At 66.5% G+C, this 13,756-nt stretch carries 15 protein-coding genes; 5 read left to right on the top strand and 10 right to left on the bottom strand.

All coding sequences use genetic code 11. The features are described from left to right. Positions 1-118: 118 nt before the first annotated feature. Positions 119-1,267: an ABC transporter permease gene (locus tag F1193_RS04270; RefSeq protein ID WP_150096434.1), complete on the top strand. Its 1,149-nt coding sequence runs from the start codon at positions 119-121 to the stop codon at positions 1,265-1,267. Positions 1,268-1,433: 166 nt separating this feature from the next. Here F1193_RS04270 and F1193_RS04265 read toward each other — a convergent pair whose 3' ends face one another. Both F1193_RS04265 and F1193_RS04260 read right to left on the bottom strand, forming a co-directional pair. Then, positions 1,434-1,943, bottom strand: coding sequence for a DUF6803 family protein (locus F1193_RS04265; protein ID WP_150096433.1), 510 nt, complete (start codon positions 1,941-1,943; stop codon positions 1,434-1,436). Positions 1,944-2,020: 77 nt separating this feature from the next. Further along, on the bottom strand, positions 2,021-2,374 hold the full coding sequence (locus F1193_RS04260) for a hypothetical protein (RefSeq protein WP_150096432.1): 354 nt from the start codon (positions 2,372-2,374) through the stop codon (positions 2,021-2,023). A gap of 150 nt (positions 2,375-2,524) precedes the next feature. Here F1193_RS04260 and F1193_RS04255 point away from each other — a divergent pair, with 150 nt between their 5' ends. Further along, positions 2,525-3,271: a proteasome-type protease gene (locus F1193_RS04255; protein ID WP_150096431.1), complete on the top strand. Its 747-nt coding sequence runs from the start codon at positions 2,525-2,527 to the stop codon at positions 3,269-3,271. Positions 3,272-3,293: 22 nt separating this feature from the next. On the opposite strand, the gene F1193_RS04250 is transcribed toward F1193_RS04255, so the two are convergent. The 4 genes from F1193_RS04250 to F1193_RS04235 all read right to left on the bottom strand — a co-directional run bounded on the left by F1193_RS04250 (position 3,294) and on the right by F1193_RS04235 (position 5,864). Next, the gene (locus tag F1193_RS04250) at positions 3,294-3,899 is read right to left on the bottom strand and encodes an exopolysaccharide biosynthesis protein (RefSeq protein WP_170263349.1); all 606 of its coding nucleotides are present in this window, start codon (positions 3,897-3,899) and stop codon (positions 3,294-3,296) included. Between the two features lie 131 nt (positions 3,900-4,030). Further along, on the bottom strand, positions 4,031-4,315 hold the full coding sequence (locus F1193_RS04245; protein WP_150096517.1) for an usg protein: 285 nt from the start codon (positions 4,313-4,315) through the stop codon (positions 4,031-4,033). A 221-nt stretch (positions 4,316-4,536) separates the two neighbouring features. Continuing rightward, positions 4,537-4,737: a hypothetical protein gene (locus F1193_RS04240; protein ID WP_150096429.1), complete on the bottom strand. Its 201-nt coding sequence runs from the start codon at positions 4,735-4,737 to the stop codon at positions 4,537-4,539. 344 nt (positions 4,738-5,081) lie between these two features. Further along, positions 5,082-5,864 (bottom strand): 3-hydroxybutyrate dehydrogenase, encoded by a 783-nt coding sequence (locus F1193_RS04235; RefSeq protein ID WP_150096428.1) that lies wholly within the window; start codon positions 5,862-5,864, stop codon positions 5,082-5,084. Between the two features lie 329 nt (positions 5,865-6,193). Between F1193_RS04235 and groES the strand changes: the two genes are divergently transcribed. After that, the gene (gene groES / locus F1193_RS04230; protein ID WP_150096427.1) at positions 6,194-6,508 is read left to right on the top strand and encodes a co-chaperone GroES; all 315 of its coding nucleotides are present in this window, start codon (positions 6,194-6,196) and stop codon (positions 6,506-6,508) included. A gap of 201 nt (positions 6,509-6,709) precedes the next feature. Beyond that, the gene (gene groL / locus F1193_RS04225; RefSeq protein WP_150096426.1) at positions 6,710-8,344 is read left to right on the top strand and encodes a chaperonin GroEL; all 1,635 of its coding nucleotides are present in this window, start codon (positions 6,710-6,712) and stop codon (positions 8,342-8,344) included. A gap of 348 nt (positions 8,345-8,692) precedes the next feature. On the opposite strand, the gene F1193_RS04220 is transcribed toward groL, so the two are convergent. From F1193_RS04220 to F1193_RS04210, 3 genes are read right to left on the bottom strand one after another with little or no spacing between them, the layout of a single operon-like run. After that, positions 8,693-9,544 (bottom strand): transglutaminase family protein, encoded by an 852-nt coding sequence (locus F1193_RS04220; protein ID WP_150096425.1) that lies wholly within the window; start codon positions 9,542-9,544, stop codon positions 8,693-8,695. A 29-nt stretch (positions 9,545-9,573) separates the two neighbouring features. Beyond that, positions 9,574-10,515 (bottom strand): alpha-E domain-containing protein, encoded by a 942-nt coding sequence (locus F1193_RS04215; RefSeq protein WP_150096424.1) that lies wholly within the window; start codon positions 10,513-10,515, stop codon positions 9,574-9,576. Positions 10,516-10,548: 33 nt separating this feature from the next. Next, on the bottom strand, positions 10,549-11,964 hold the full coding sequence (locus F1193_RS04210; protein WP_150096423.1) for a circularly permuted type 2 ATP-grasp protein: 1,416 nt from the start codon (positions 11,962-11,964) through the stop codon (positions 10,549-10,551). 377 nt (positions 11,965-12,341) lie between these two features. Here F1193_RS04210 and F1193_RS04205 point away from each other — a divergent pair, with 377 nt between their 5' ends. Continuing rightward, on the top strand, positions 12,342-13,091 hold the full coding sequence (locus F1193_RS04205) for a competence/damage-inducible protein A (RefSeq protein WP_150096422.1): 750 nt from the start codon (positions 12,342-12,344) through the stop codon (positions 13,089-13,091). A gap of 157 nt (positions 13,092-13,248) precedes the next feature. Here the strand turns inward: F1193_RS04205 and F1193_RS04200 are convergent, their stop codons facing one another. Next, positions 13,249-13,542, bottom strand: coding sequence for a HigA family addiction module antitoxin (locus tag F1193_RS04200; RefSeq protein ID WP_150096421.1), 294 nt, complete (start codon positions 13,540-13,542; stop codon positions 13,249-13,251). Positions 13,543-13,756: the final 214 nt, after the last annotated feature.

Here is a 13,756-nt window from a genome sequence, read left to right as displayed (position 1 = left end):
GCGCGAGCCGGGATCGTTTGCAGAATGGGGCGTCTGTTCATGCGGACGATCCCGGGTCCTCGCTTCGCTCGGCCCGGGATGACGAGGCATCCAATGTTCACGTCGTGGAGGCGTGGCAATGAGCGCGGCCGACACCATGCCCCGTCGCCGCGCTGGCTTCTTCCGCCGGGTGTTCGCGATGGTGGTGAAGGAGCTTCTGCAGCTCCGGCGCGACCGCGTCACGCTCGCCACCATGGTGTCGATCCCGCTGCTGCAGCTTGTGCTGTTCGGCTACGCCATCAACACCACGCCGCGCTTCCTGCCGACCGCCGTCCTGATGCAGGAATCGAGCGATGTCGGGCGCTCGATCATCGCGGCACTCCAGGCCACGCGCTATTTCAAGGTCACGCGCATCCTGCACTCCAAGGAGGAGTTCGACCGGGTGCTGGCCACCGGCGAGGCGCTGTTTGCCGTCGAGATTCCGGCGGGCTTCGAGCGCGCATTGCGGCGCGGCGAGATGCCGGCGCTGCTGATCGCCGCCGACGCCACCGATCCGGTCGCCACCGGCTCGGCGCTGGGCGCGCTCGACAAGCTGGTCGCCACCGCGCTGATGCACAGCCGCGCCATACCGGAGGCCACGACGCCCGCCTTCGAGATCCGCCAGCACCGCCGCTACAACCCGGCCGGCGTCACCCAGCTCAACATCGTGCCGGGGCTGCTCGGCACGATCCTGACGATGACCATGCTGATCTTCACCGCGCTGTCGGTGACGCGCGAGACCGAGCGCGGCACCATGGAGAGCCTGCTCGCGCTGCCGATCTCGCCGCTGGAGATCATGCTGGGCAAGATCCTGCCCTACATCCTGATCGGCGCCTTCCAGGCCTGCCTCATCCTCACGGCCGGCGTGCTGCTGTTCGACGTGCCGATCATCGGCAGCCTGCGACTTCTGGCGCTGCTGACGACGCTGTTCATCGCCACCAATCTCGCCATCGGCTACACCTTCTCGACCATCGCCCAGAACCAGCTTCAGGCGGTGCAGATGACGATGATGTTCTTCCTGCCCAACATCCTGATGAGCGGGTTCATGTTCCCGTTCTCGGGCATGCCGCGCTGGGCGCAGTGGATCGGCGAATGCCTGCCGCTCACCCATTTCGTGCGCATCGTGCGGGCGGTGATCCTCAAGGGCGCGACGTTCACCGACCTCAAGGTGGAGGCCGCGGCGCTCGCCGGCCTGATGCTGGTCGCCATGACGATCGCGGTGACCCGCTTCCGCCGCACGCTGGACTGACGGGGTTGCCGGGAGATCGCGAGGCGACCTCCCGGAAACCGCATCATGCGGTTTCCGGCCGATCAGGCCTTCGAGCCGTATTCCGATCACCGAAAATCCCATTATCGAACAAGGATTTTCGGCGAGACCGTTTCCGGCATCCCGAAGGGATCAGCCGGAAACCGCATCAATGCATCTCGTGCCCGTGGCTTGGCTGCTGGGGCATCACGCCGCCGGCCAGCGTCGGGTCGGTCATGCCGGCGATCATCGCGATATGGGCGACGATCAGGAACAGGCCGACGAAGGCGGCATGCAGGCCCATGCGGGCGTGATCGTCCTTCAATCCCCGGCCGATCAGGCCGAGATCGAGCGCGGCGATGCCGGCGAGCGGGATGACGCCGGCGAGATAGGCGACCACTGCGACGACGTCGATCGGCCCGCGCCAGCCGCCATCGCTGGTGAGCGGCACCACGACGTTGGGCACGAGATAGGCGAACACGCCGATGAAATAGAGCCCGACGACGATGCTCGCCGTGCGGTTCAGCGTGCGCACCGCGCCGTGATAGCGGCGGGTGTAGAGGAGATAGAGTTCGGTCACGGCGACCGTTTCGGCCAGGATCACCGGCACGGCCATGAAGATGAGGAGGTTCCAGGGCTGGTTGACGGCCAGCAGCTCCATGTAATGAGTCATGTTCATCGGTTGATCATCCGATCCAAGGCAGAGATGGACCGGCGCGGGTGGGCGCCGGCGATTGCGTTGGGGAGGTCGGACGATCAGCCGCGCGGCGGCGGGGTCGGCGGGCGCACGGGGAGGGCGCCGGGGTCGCGTTCGCTGCCGGCATCGATGCGGGCCGCCAGCCTCTCGGCCAGGGTGGCCGGCGGTTCATCGGGCAGCTTGATGCCGCACAGGCCGCAACTGCCGAGCCCGAGGCCGGGCGCCGTGCGCTCGGCCGGCGAGTGCTCGGACGGCGCTTGATCGGGCAGGGCGGGCAGATTGGGCAGGCTTGCCGCAGCGTCCGGTGACGTCGCCTGCGCGGCCGCGTGGCAACCGGCAACACCCACCGGCGCCGCAGAGACGACGATGGCCAGCAGCACCCCGGCGAACAGCGCAGCCACGAGCTTCAGCACGCCGCGACCCTATCACACGGCTTCCGGGAGATCACCTCGGGCTTCCCGGACACCAGGGGACCTTCGTTCCCGGCCGGCACCGGACGCCGATCGCCTGCCATTTGACATCCGGCTTTGCTATGAGTGCCCCGAACCTGGGGATGACGACCGATGACCTATTGCTGCGGACTTCTGGTGCGCGACGGCCTGGTGATGATTGCCGACACCCGCACCAATGCCGGCCTCGACAATGTGTCGACCTTCCGCAAGCTGCACGTGTTCGAGCGGCCGGGCGAGCGGGTTATGGGGCTCGCCTCCGCCGGCAACCTGTCGATCTCGCAGGCGGTGGTCAGCCTGCTGGCGGAAGGCATCGAGAATTTCGACACCGGCGAGCGCGAGACGCTGCTCGGCGCGCCGACCGTGTTCCAGGGAGCACAGCGCATCGGCAAGGCGATCCGCATGGTGCACGCGCTCTATGCCGCGGGTCTCGAGGAGTCGAAGGTGTCGTTCGACGTGTCGTTCCTGTTCGGCGGGCAGATCGCCGACGGCAAGCTGGAACTGTACATGATCTATGCGGCCGGCAACTCGATCATGTGCACCCGCGACACGCCCTATCTGCAGATCGGCGAGCACAAGTACGGCAAGCCGATTCTCGACCGCTCCTGCACCTTCGAGACCGACCTTTATGACGGGCTCAAGATCGGGCTGATCTCGATGGATTCGACCATGCGCTCGAACCTCGGCGTCGGCATGCCGCTCGACGTGCTGGTGGTGCGCCGCGATTCGCTGCACGCCGAGCTGAACCACCGGATCGAGCCCGGCGAGCCCTATTTCCACGATCTGCGCGAGCGCTGGTCGGCCGCCCTGCGCGCCGCCCACAACGCCATTCCGCGGCCGCCCTACGGCATGCCGAAATGATCGCGCGCGGGGGATCGGCGCGTCAGAAGGCGATCGCCTCGAAGCCCATCACCAAGCCGGCGAGCATGCTGGCCACCGCGATGACGGCCACCGTGCCCAAGGCGTAGCCGACCGCGACCACCCGGCCATCGTGCTCCAGGAGGCCCAGCGACAGGACCGCGATGGCGATCCCCGGCGGAATGTTGCCGATGATGGGCACCGGTAGCATCATTGCCACCGCCAGCACGGCGATGACCGCGCCGAACACCTGCCGGCCGGTGCCGGAGGTGAGAATCTGCAGGCGCGGCGAGGCCAGCCGCTCCACCCGCACGATCCAGGGCAGCGCCTTGTCCAGCACCTTGGCGAAGCTGCCGCGGGCAAATCCCCGGGTGCGGATGGCGGCGGGCAGCCAGGGCTCCTCGCGGCCGAAGGCGAGCTGCATCGCCAGCAGCAGAATGGCGCAGCCGGTAATCACCGAGATGCCCGGCACCATCGGGAAGCAGTTCGGGATGGCGAGCACCAGGAACAGCGCGCCGAACGCCTTGTGCTCCAGGCGGTGGAAAATCTCGCCGAACGTGACTTGGCCGTCGGGATCCCCGACCGCCAGTTCGGACAAGAGATCGGACGTGCGACGACCGGCGGCGGACATACTCAACTTCCCTGTGCCCGCCATTAGGTGTCTTAGGCTGCGGGCGAAATCAAGGGTCGGCCGCAGCCCTTCGCGACATCACGCTATCCGATCCGATCCGGCTACCTCTTATGCGCGTTTCCCGCGATCTCTCAGTGCAGCCGGAACAGGCCGTCGACCATCTTGAACTCGGCCGGCCCGATCAGCCGGCAATGGGCGACCGTCACCGAATGCAGCGGTCCTTCGAGTTGGCGCTGCCAGAACTCCAGAAACCGCGTCAGTGTCGGAAACTCGGGGTAGAGGTCGTACTCCTGCCAGACATAGGACTGCAGGAAACGGGGATAGTCGGGCAGACGATAAAAGATCTGGGCCGTGGTCAGACCGTAACCGGCGACCTGCTTGCGGAAATCGTCGCTCACCACACCATGGCTCATCATGTCGTCGTGCTCCTTCAAGGCGTCGGCGGAGGATTGTCGGAACACCAGCGGCCAGGGACAAGTCACAATTCGTTTTCCAGCGTCCAATCAAGGCGTTGGCAGCATCGATGGCGAATTGCTGACAAAATCTCGTGTGTCCGGCCCGGGCCGGAGCGGACGGGCGATGTCGCCTCCCTGACGCAGCTTCTGTCGCAAAACCGTCATCCTTCGCGGTGACGGATTCAGTGGGACACCGTGGCCGGCGGCGCGACGGCGGCCAGCCGGTGCGCCGATTGGCGGCCGACCGGCAGCTCGCCGGTGAGGCCGAGCGCGACGACCTGGCGTTCCTTGACGGCGATGGCCGGGCCTTCCCCAGCGGCGGCAAACAGCGCGAGCAGCCCGGCACTCGACAGGGTCAGCACGGACAGGCAGCGAACCAGCATATCGACCTCCACGATGTCGACGGTGCGTCCACAAGACCGCGCGGACGGCCGCACCGATCACCATGCAAGCGATGGTCCAGCCGCGGGGGGTGCCAATCCGTTAACGATGACGCTTCCGTGACCGGCCGGCGGGCCGCAGGCGAAAACGCCGCACCCGGAGGGTCAGCCGGGGCGGGGCCGGTCTTGTACGCGGGTGCCGAAGGCCTGAGGAACCCGCAGGGGGCCGGGCTGTGCCGCGGCCGCAAGGCGTTCTGCTTAAAAACCAGGCGGGATGCGGAATCGCCTGAAAACACGGCGGGCAGCCAGTGCCGACTGCCCGCCCGATGTCGCGTCGCAGGCCGGGTTCACTGCGCCGTCCAGCCGCCGTCCATGCTGAGGGAGGTGCCGCGCAGGTTGGAGGCGGCGTCCGAGCACAGGAACAGCACGAGCTCGCCGAGCTGCTCGGGGGTGACGAACTGCTTGGAGGGCTGCTTCTCGCTCAAGAGCTCGCGGCTCGCCTCCTCGTTGCTGATGCCCTTGCGGGCGGCGATGGCGTCGATCTGCTTCTGCACCAGTGGGGTGAGCACCCAGCCGGGGCAGATGGCGTTGGCGGTGATGCCGGTTTCCGCCGTCTCCAGCGCCACCACCTTGGTCAGGCCGAGGATGCCGTGCTTGGCGGCGACGTAGGCGGACTTATTGACCGAGGCGACGAGGCCGTGCGCCGAGGCGATGTTGACGATGCGCCCCCAATTGCGCGCCTTCATGCCCGGCAGCGCGTACTTGATGGCGTAGAACGCCGCCGACAGGTTGATGGCGAGCACCTGCTCCCACTTCTCCTCCGGGAAGTCCTCGACCGGCGAGACGAACTGGATGCCGGCATTGTTGATCAGAATGTCGAGGCGGCCGAACTGGGCGATCGCCGCCTCGATCAGCCCCTTGGTCTCGGCGGGCTTGGAGAGGTCGGCGCCATTGTAGGCGGCGCGCACCTTATGGGTCTCGGCGATGTCCGTCCGCAGCCTCTCGATCTCGGCGGGCTCGCCGAAGCCGTTCAGCATCACGTCGGCGCCCTTGGCGGCGAGCGCCTGCGCGATCCCCAGCCCGATGCCGCTGGTCGAGCCGGTCACCACCGCCACTTTGCCCTTCAACATGCTCGTCTCCCCATTGTCTTCGGCCCATTCGGACCTGACGCCATTGCCTTCAGCCGGACTGGGCCGGCCGGCCCCACCGGACGCTTCGGTTGCAGCTTACACGATGGCAGCCGGATGGAAGACGCCGGTTGCACCTGCCATCGCGCGAGGCGGCGCTGGCCAGCGACATGTTGGCACTCCCCCGCGGTGAGTGCCAATTTTTTGCCGGTCCCCTCTTGCGGGGCCGTCTGGCGGCGCCTATCTGGCGCTCGGACGGTGGCCCGCCTGGGGAGGGGGTGCCGGTCCCTGCGTGATTTATTCAGAAATCTCAATGTTTCAGGAGGAATGACATGAAGTTCCGGCCGCTCCATGATCGCGTCGTGGTCAAGCGCATCGACGCTGAGCAGAAGACCGCCGGGGGGATCATCATTCCCGATACGGCCAAGGAAAAGCCCCAGCAGGGCGAAGTTCTGGCGGTTGGCCCCGGCGCCCGCGATGAAGCCGGCAAGCTGGTCGCGCTCGATGTCAAGGTCGGCGACCGTGTGCTGTTCGGCAAGTGGTCGGGTACCGAGGTCAAGGTCGACGGCACCGAAGTGCTGATCATGAAAGAGTCCGACATCATGGGCGTGATCGAGGGCGCCGAGGCGTCCAAGAAGGCCGCCTGAAGCTGAAGGCCGCCTGAAGCTGAAGGCCGCTTGAAACATCAAAGCTGCCTGAAGAGCGAAGGCTGCCCGAGAAACTTCGCCTGAGACGGCGCTGACGAGCCGGCCGGGCTGCGCTCGGCCTCCACCTCGGACCCGATTGGAATGACGGCGGACCACTCCGCCCGCACGCGTTTTGCGGCGCGACAACCCAAGGACTGATCCATGGCTGCGAAAGACGTCAAGTTCTCCACCGACGCCCGCGACAAGATGCTGCGCGGTGTCGACACCCTCGCCAATGCGGTGAAGGTGACGCTCGGCCCCAAGGGCCGCAATGTCGTGCTCGAAAAGTCCTACGGCGCGCCGCGCATCACCAAGGACGGCGTCACCGTCGCCAAGGAAATCGAGCTTGAGGACAAGTTCGAGAACATGGGCGCGCAGATGGTGCGCGAGGTGGCCTCGAAGTCCTCCGACCTCGCCGGTGACGGCACCACCACCGCCACCGTTCTGGCCCAGGCCATCGTGAAGGAAGGCGTCAAGTCGGTCGCCGCCGGCATGAACCCGATGGATCTGAAGCGCGGCATCGATCTTGCCGTCGAGGCGGTGGTCGCCGACCTCAAGAAGAACTCCAAGAAGGTCACCTCCAACGAGGAGATCGCCCAGGTCGGCACCATTTCGTCCAATGGCGATTCCGAGATCGGCGGCTTCCTGGCCGATGCCATGAAGCGGGTCGGCAATGAGGGTGTGATCACCGTCGAGGAGGCCAAGAGCCTCGCCTCCGAACTCGACGTCGTCGAGGGCATGCAGTTCGACCGCGGCTACGTATCGCCCTACTTCGTCACCAATGCCGAGAAGATGCGCGTCGAGTTCGACGACGCCTACATCCTGATCTACGAGAAGAAGCTGTCCGGCCTGCAGGAGTTGCTGCCGCTGCTCGAAGCGGTGGTGCAGACCTCCCGTCCGCTGCTGATCGTGGCGGAAGACGTCGAGGGCGAGGCGCTGGCCACGCTGGTCGTCAACAAGCTGCGCGGCGGCCTCAAAGTGGCGGCCGTCAAGGCGCCGGGCTTCGGCGATCGCCGCAAGGCCATGCTGCAGGACATCGCCATCCTCACCGGCGGCACCGCCATCAGCGAGGATCTCGGCCTGAAGCTTGAGAACGTCACGCTCGCCCATCTCGGCCGCGCCAAGAAGGTGGTGATCGAGAAGGAGAACACCACCATCGTCGACGGCGCCGGCCAGAAGGCCGACATCGACGCCCGCGTCGCCCAGATCAAGGCCCAGATCGAGGAGACCACCTCGGACTACGACCGTGAGAAGCTGCAGGAGCGTCTCGCCAAGCTCGCCGGCGGCGTGGCGGTGCTGCGCGTCGGCGGCGCCACCGAGATCGAGGTGAAGGAGCGCAAGGACCGCGTTGACGACGCGCTCCACGCCACCCGCGCCGCGGTCGAGGAAGGCATCCTGCCGGGCGGCGGTGTTGCCCTGCTGCGCGCCACCAAGGTGCTCGACGCCATCCAGGTCGCCAATCCCGACCAGAAGACCGGCATCGAGATCGTGCGCAAGGCGCTGTCCTATCCGGCCCGCCAGATCGCGCTCAATGCCGGCGAGGACGGCTCGGTGATCGTCGGCAAGATCCTCGACGACAACACCTATGCGTTCGGCTTCGATGCCCAGTCCGGCCAGTATGTCAACCTGGTCGCCAAGGGCATCATCGACCCGACCAAGGTGGTTCGCACCGCGCTGCAGAACGCGGCGTCCGTCGCCAGCCTCCTCATCACCACCGAGGCGATGGTCGCCGAGTTGCCGAAGAAGCAGGCCGCGCCGGCCATGCCGGGCGGCGGCATGGGCGGCATGGACTACTGATCGCACGCGATCAGTAGGACCGACAATTCGACTGGGATGCGCGGGGCGGCTTCGGCCGCCCCGTTGCGTTTGGTGCTGCGTGGATTGAAGCTCACCGACGCGAATCCTGATGCTGTTCCCAGGGGATCGGCTCGGCTCTTTTCTTCCCTCTCCCCTTGCGGGAGAGGGTGCCGATCGATCTTCAGATCGTGAGGCGGGTCAGGGGTGAATCTTCAAGCGCGCGTTCGCACGTACCCCTCACCCGGCTCAACCTCGCTGACGCTCGGTTCGCCACCCTCTCCCGAAAGGGGAGAGGGAAGAACGCGGCGACCAATCGGGAAACATATGAGCCGATTCCGCCGGCGGCGGTCAGCTCTGGCTCTGCCGCTGCATCTGGCTCTGGGCGGGGACCGGCGACTGTCCGACATGGACCTCGACGGAAAGGCTCTCGCCGTCGCCCCCGCGGCGGCTGCCGCGCATCGGGGCGGCGCCGAGATAGTCGAGGCCCATGGCGACGCGGACGTGGGCGTCGGTGATGCAGATGCCATTGGTGGCGTCGAAGCCGACCCAGCCGAGATCGGGCACGAACGCCTCGGCCCAGGCGTGGCTGGCCTCCGCCTGATCCGCCTCGTTGCCGCCGTAGTAGTAGCCGGCGATATAGCGCGCCGGGATGCCGATGCGGCGGGCGGCGGCAATGAAGATGTGGGTGATGTCCTGGCAGACGCCGCGTTTCAGCGCGAAGGCTTCGGCGGCGGTGGTGGCCGCGTGGGTGGGGTCGCCGTCATAGACCATGTCCTCGTTCAGCCGGGTGAGCAGCGTGTGCAGCCGGCTGAGGATGGCAGGCTCGCTGCTGGCGGCGATGTCGAGCGCGAACGCCTCGATCGCCGGGTCGGCTCGGGTCAGGTCGGTTTCGCGCAGGAACAGCGAGGGCGGCAGCCGCTCGACCGTGCCGCGCACCACGCCATGGCTGTTCTCGGTTTCGACCTCGCCGGCGACCAGTACGCTGAGTTGGTCGAGATGCCCCTGCACCGAGAAGGTGTCGGTCAGGTTGCCGAAGGCGTCCTCGTGGCGCTCCAGCCGGCAGTCGGCCGAGACCTCGATGCGCCAGTCCACGACATACTGGCCGTCATGGTTGCGCGGCGCCAGACGCAGGATCTGGGTCAGCCCATTGACCGGTTGCTCGTAGCGATAGCGGGTTTCGTGGCTGATGCAGATTCGCATGGCGTCGCGCCGGGTGGGTCAGGAGACTATCACACCAGATATTGTTCGGTCACTTCGCTGCCGAGGCGATGATTGTCGGCGAGGAAACCGGTGATGAACTCGTGCAGGCCGGTACCGAAAATCGCTTCCATCCGGGCGTTCTGCAGGCGGGCGCGCATGGCCCGTGCGTGGCGCTGGGCCGGCCCCTGGCGGCCATACCCCTGCGCCAGCATGTCGAGATAGCGGGTGATGTTCTCGTAGCAGCTCGCCAGGGAGCGCGGCATCTGCTCGTTGAGGATCAGGAAGTCGGCGACCAGCCAGGGCTTGACGCTCTCGCGGTAGACCCAATGGAACGAGGTCACTGCCGAGACCGCGCGCAGCACGCTGGTCCACTGGTAGTAGTCGAGCGCGCCGCCGACGTGCGACTGATCGGGCAGCAGCAGATGGTATTTCACGTCGAGGATGCGGGCGGTGTTGTCGGCACGCTCGATATAGTGGCCCAGCCGCTCGAACCAGTAGGAATCGCGGCGCAGCATGGTGCGCGAGGCCGAGCCGTCGAACAGCAGCGAGGCCTCCTTGACCTTGTTGAGGAAACGGTTGACATCGTCGCGGTCGAGCTTGCGGCGGTTGAGCTTCTTCAGCTCCAGCCACACGTCGTTGATCGCCTCCCACATTTCGACGGTGAGCGCGGTGCGCACCGCGCGCGCATTGGCGCGGGCGGTCTCCAGGCAGTTCACGATCGAGGACGAGTTCTCCGGCGAGAAGGCGAGGAACTCGGTGACGGTGCGTTCGGTGGCGTCACGGTAGTGCTTGTGGAAGGAGTCGGCGCAGCCGGTTGTGGCGAGCGCCGACTCCCACTCGTTGGATGAACCGCCATAGGACGTGGGCAGCGAGGCCATGCGCTGGGCGACCTCGATGGTGCGGGCGACGAACTCGGCTCGCTCGATATAGCGGGCCAGCCAATAGAGATTGTCAGCGGTGCGCGACAGCATGAGCGTGGCCAGAGGACAGACGGTGAAGGGAAATCATGCGCCGAGCACCCAGGTGTCCTTGGTGCCGCCGCCCTGCGAGGAATTGACCACCAGCGAGCCGGCCTGCAGCGCCACGCGGGTGAGCCCGCCCGGCACGATGCGCACGCCGGTCTTGCCCTGCAGCACGTAAGGGCGCAGATCGACGTGGCGCGGCGCGATTCCCTCCTCGACCAGGCACGGCGCGGTGGACAGCGCCAAGGTCGGCTGGGCGATGAAGGTGGTGGGGTCGTGCTTCAGCTTGGCGCGGAAGGTCTCGATCTCTTCCTTGCAGGCCTTCGGCCCGATCAGCATGCCGTAGCCGCCCGAGCCGTGCGTCTCCTTGACCACCAGCTCCTCCAGATGTTCGAGCACGTATGCGAGGGACTCGGGCTCGCGGCAGCGCCAGGTCGGCACGTTCTTCAGGATCGGCTCCTCGCCGAGGAAGAAGCGGATGATGTCCGGCATGTAGGAATAGACCGCCTTGTCGTCGGCCACGCCGGTGCCCACGGCATTGGCGAGCGTGACGTTGCCGGCCCGGTAGGCGCCGAGCAGGCCCGGCACGCCGAGCGCCGAATCGGGGCGGAAGGCGAGGGGGTCGAGGAAGTCGTCGTCGACGCGGCGGTAGATGACGTCGACGCGCTGCGGCCCCTCGGTGGTGCGCATGAAGACGATGTTGTTCTCGATGAACAGGTCGCGCCCCTCGACCAGCTCGATGCCGAGCTTGTCGGCCAGGAACGAGTGCTCGTAATAGGCCGAATTGAACAGGCCCGGCGTCAGCAGCACCGCGGTCGGCTCGGCCGCGCTGGTGAGCGGGGCCACCGACTTCAGCGTCGCCAACAGCTCGTCCGGATAGTTCTCGACCGGCGCCACGCGGTGGGTGGCGAACAGTTCGGGGAACAGCCGGATCATGATCTCGCGGTTCTCCAGCATGTAGGACACGCCGGAGGGGGTGCGGGCATTGTCTTCCAGCACATAGAAGGTCTCGGGATCGACCCGCACCACGTCGATGCCGGCGATGTGGACCCAGATGTCGTGCGGCACGCGCTGGCCGTTCATCTCCGGCCGGAACACCGGGTTCTGGAAGATCAGCTCCTCGGGCACGATGCCGGCGCGCATCGCCTCGCGCTTGGAATAGACGTCCTGGATGTAGAGGTTGAGCGCGCGCACCCGCTGCTCCAGCCCCTTGGAGAGCTGGGTCCATTCCTCGTGGGCGATGATGCGCGGCACAATGTCGAAGGGGATCAGCCGCTCGGTCGATTCCGCGTCGCCATAGACCGCAAAGGTGATGCCGATGCGGCGGAACAGGAACTCCGCCTCCCGCCGCCGTTCCTCCAGGAGGGCGCGCGGCACCCCGGCAAGCCAGTCGGCCAATTGCCTGTAGCCGGGGCGGACCTGGCCGTTCATGCCCCGCATTTCATCGAAGGCCGTCATCGGGCGCCTTTCCGCTGGCGCGTGCGCGCCATGCACGCAAACTTAGACGCAAATTCCGGGCCGATGGAAGAGCCAATGCTGCATTGTGCGGCAATTCCGCTGGAGTGATCATCTCTGCCCAATAATTATGCAATTTGCCGTGCGGCCGCCTGCCGGACGGGCGCTGTCCGGCCGGGGGCCGATTCCGGCGACAATCGTATGGGATCGCGCCTGAATTCGGTCTACACGCATTTTCACACGGTTTCCGGAAGTTCACGTCGTGGTCCGGAAACAATCTCGCCGAAAATCCTTGTCCGGGAACGGGATTTCCGGTGACTGGAGCACGGTTCTCCGGCCAGCGGGCCGGGAACCGCATCCGTTCGCTGGGGGAGTAAGCGATGGCCGAGCCGAAATCCGTCACCGCCGCCGTGCTCGTCATCGGCGACGAGATCCTGTCCGGCCGCACCAAGGATCGCAATATCGGCCACCTTGCCGAACGCCTGACCGGGATCGGCATCGACCTCAAGGAGGTCCGCGTGGTCAGCGACGACGAGGCGGCGATCGTCGAGGCGGTGAACGCGCTGCGCGCCCGCTACACCTACGTGTTCACCACCGGCGGCATCGGCCCCACCCATGACGACATCACCGCCGATTCGATCGCCAAGGCGTTCGGCGTGGCGATCGGCGTCGACCCGCGCGCCAAGGCGCTGATGATGGAGCGCTTTGCCGAGGCCGACCTCAACGAGGCGCGCCTGCGCATGGCGCGCATCCCGGCCGGGGCCAACCTGATCGCCAACCGGATCTCCAAGGCGCCCGGGTTCTGGATCGGCAACGTCATCGTGATGGCGGGCGTGCCGGCCATCATGCAGGCGATGCTGGAGGAGGTGATCCCGAAGCTCGAAACCGGCCTGCCGATGCTGTCGGAGACGGTGCGCGCCGACCTGCGCGAAGGCGACATCGGCACCGAGTTGGCAGCGGTGGCCCAGGCCCATCCCGAAGTCACGATCGGCAGCTATCCGTTCCTGGACGATCTCGGCCTGCCCAACACCAACTTGGTGGTGCGGGGGCGCGACGCGGAGAAGCTCACGACGGCCAGGGCCGAGGTGGAGACGATGCTGGCCACGGTGCGGGCAAGGCTGGGGCGGTAAGCGGCTTCCACCAACGGCAGCGAAGGTCGGCCGTTGGTCCCGGTCGCGGATGTTCCGGACATCTCGGATCTCCGGAAAGAACTTCCGCGCGTGTCGACCGCCCGAGATGTCAGCGTTCTGGGTTGTCGATATTGGCTGTCGGTACTGGCCGCCGAGATTACGCCGCCCGAGGGGTTTCCTTGGCCGCGATCCGGGAGGCCGCGGCGTTGCGGGCCAGTTCGAGGTCGTAGGCCGCCTGCATGCCGATCCAGAATTCCGTCGATGTGCCGAAATAGCGGGCCAGGCGCAGCGCCGTATTGGGCGACACCGAACGCCGGCCACTGACGATCTCGCTGAGGCGCACTTGGGGAATGCCCAGCACCTTGGCCGCCGCATGTTCGCTCATGTTCAGCGGTTTGAGGAAATCCTTGCGCAGGACCTCGCCGGGGTGGGGCGGTGCGAAATCGGCCATTGCTTCATCCTCAGGCGCATTCCTCGCAGAACCGGGAGTCAGTCTTGCGAATGAGATGCAACAAAACAGGAATCAGGAGCGTCAGGTCTCTTACAGGCCCCGAGTGATCATTTTGTGTTCCCGGAACCACACACGCCGAAAATCCGCGGGTGAGACCGGAAGCCTTGACGATCGGAAGCCCGCACCCCCGGGCCCCCAGCCGGAGAAATGTTTC

The sequence above is a fragment of the Blastochloris sulfoviridis genome (assembly GCF_008630065.1).
Lineage (GTDB): Bacteria > Pseudomonadota > Alphaproteobacteria > Rhizobiales > Xanthobacteraceae > Blastochloris > Blastochloris sulfoviridis.
The sequence above is the reverse complement of the archived record's forward strand: the minus strand, read 5'-3'. Positions and strand labels throughout refer to the sequence as shown.

What these genes read in the sequence shown, in the direction of transcription:
- F1193_RS04270 (WP_150096434.1), top strand. Translation starts at nt 119, where the DNA reads ATGAGCGCGGCCGACACCATGCCCCGTCGCCGCGCTGGCTTCTTCCGC.
- F1193_RS04265 (WP_150096433.1), bottom strand. Translation starts at nt 1,943, where the DNA reads ATGAACATGACTCATTACATGGAGCTGCTGGCCGTCAACCAGCCCTGG.
- F1193_RS04255 (WP_150096431.1), top strand. Translation starts at nt 2,525, where the DNA reads ATGACCTATTGCTGCGGACTTCTGGTGCGCGACGGCCTGGTGATGATT.
- F1193_RS04250 (WP_170263349.1), bottom strand. Translation starts at nt 3,899, where the DNA reads ATGTCCGCCGCCGGTCGTCGCACGTCCGATCTCTTGTCCGAACTGGCG.
- F1193_RS04245 (WP_150096517.1), bottom strand. Translation starts at nt 4,315, where the DNA reads ATGATGAGCCATGGTGTGGTGAGCGACGATTTCCGCAAGCAGGTCGCC.
- F1193_RS04240 (WP_150096429.1), bottom strand. Translation starts at nt 4,737, where the DNA reads ATGCTGGTTCGCTGCCTGTCCGTGCTGACCCTGTCGAGTGCCGGGCTG.
- F1193_RS04235 (WP_150096428.1), bottom strand. Translation starts at nt 5,864, where the DNA reads ATGTTGAAGGGCAAAGTGGCGGTGGTGACCGGCTCGACCAGCGGCATC.
- groES (WP_150096427.1), top strand. Translation starts at nt 6,194, where the DNA reads ATGAAGTTCCGGCCGCTCCATGATCGCGTCGTGGTCAAGCGCATCGAC.
- groL (WP_150096426.1), top strand. Translation starts at nt 6,710, where the DNA reads ATGGCTGCGAAAGACGTCAAGTTCTCCACCGACGCCCGCGACAAGATG.
- F1193_RS04220 (WP_150096425.1), bottom strand. Translation starts at nt 9,544, where the DNA reads ATGCGAATCTGCATCAGCCACGAAACCCGCTATCGCTACGAGCAACCG.
- F1193_RS04215 (WP_150096424.1), bottom strand. Translation starts at nt 10,515, where the DNA reads ATGCTGTCGCGCACCGCTGACAATCTCTATTGGCTGGCCCGCTATATC.
- F1193_RS04210 (WP_150096423.1), bottom strand. Translation starts at nt 11,964, where the DNA reads ATGACGGCCTTCGATGAAATGCGGGGCATGAACGGCCAGGTCCGCCCC.
- F1193_RS04205 (WP_150096422.1), top strand. Translation starts at nt 12,342, where the DNA reads ATGGCCGAGCCGAAATCCGTCACCGCCGCCGTGCTCGTCATCGGCGAC.
- F1193_RS04200 (WP_150096421.1), bottom strand. Translation starts at nt 13,542, where the DNA reads ATGGCCGATTTCGCACCGCCCCACCCCGGCGAGGTCCTGCGCAAGGAT.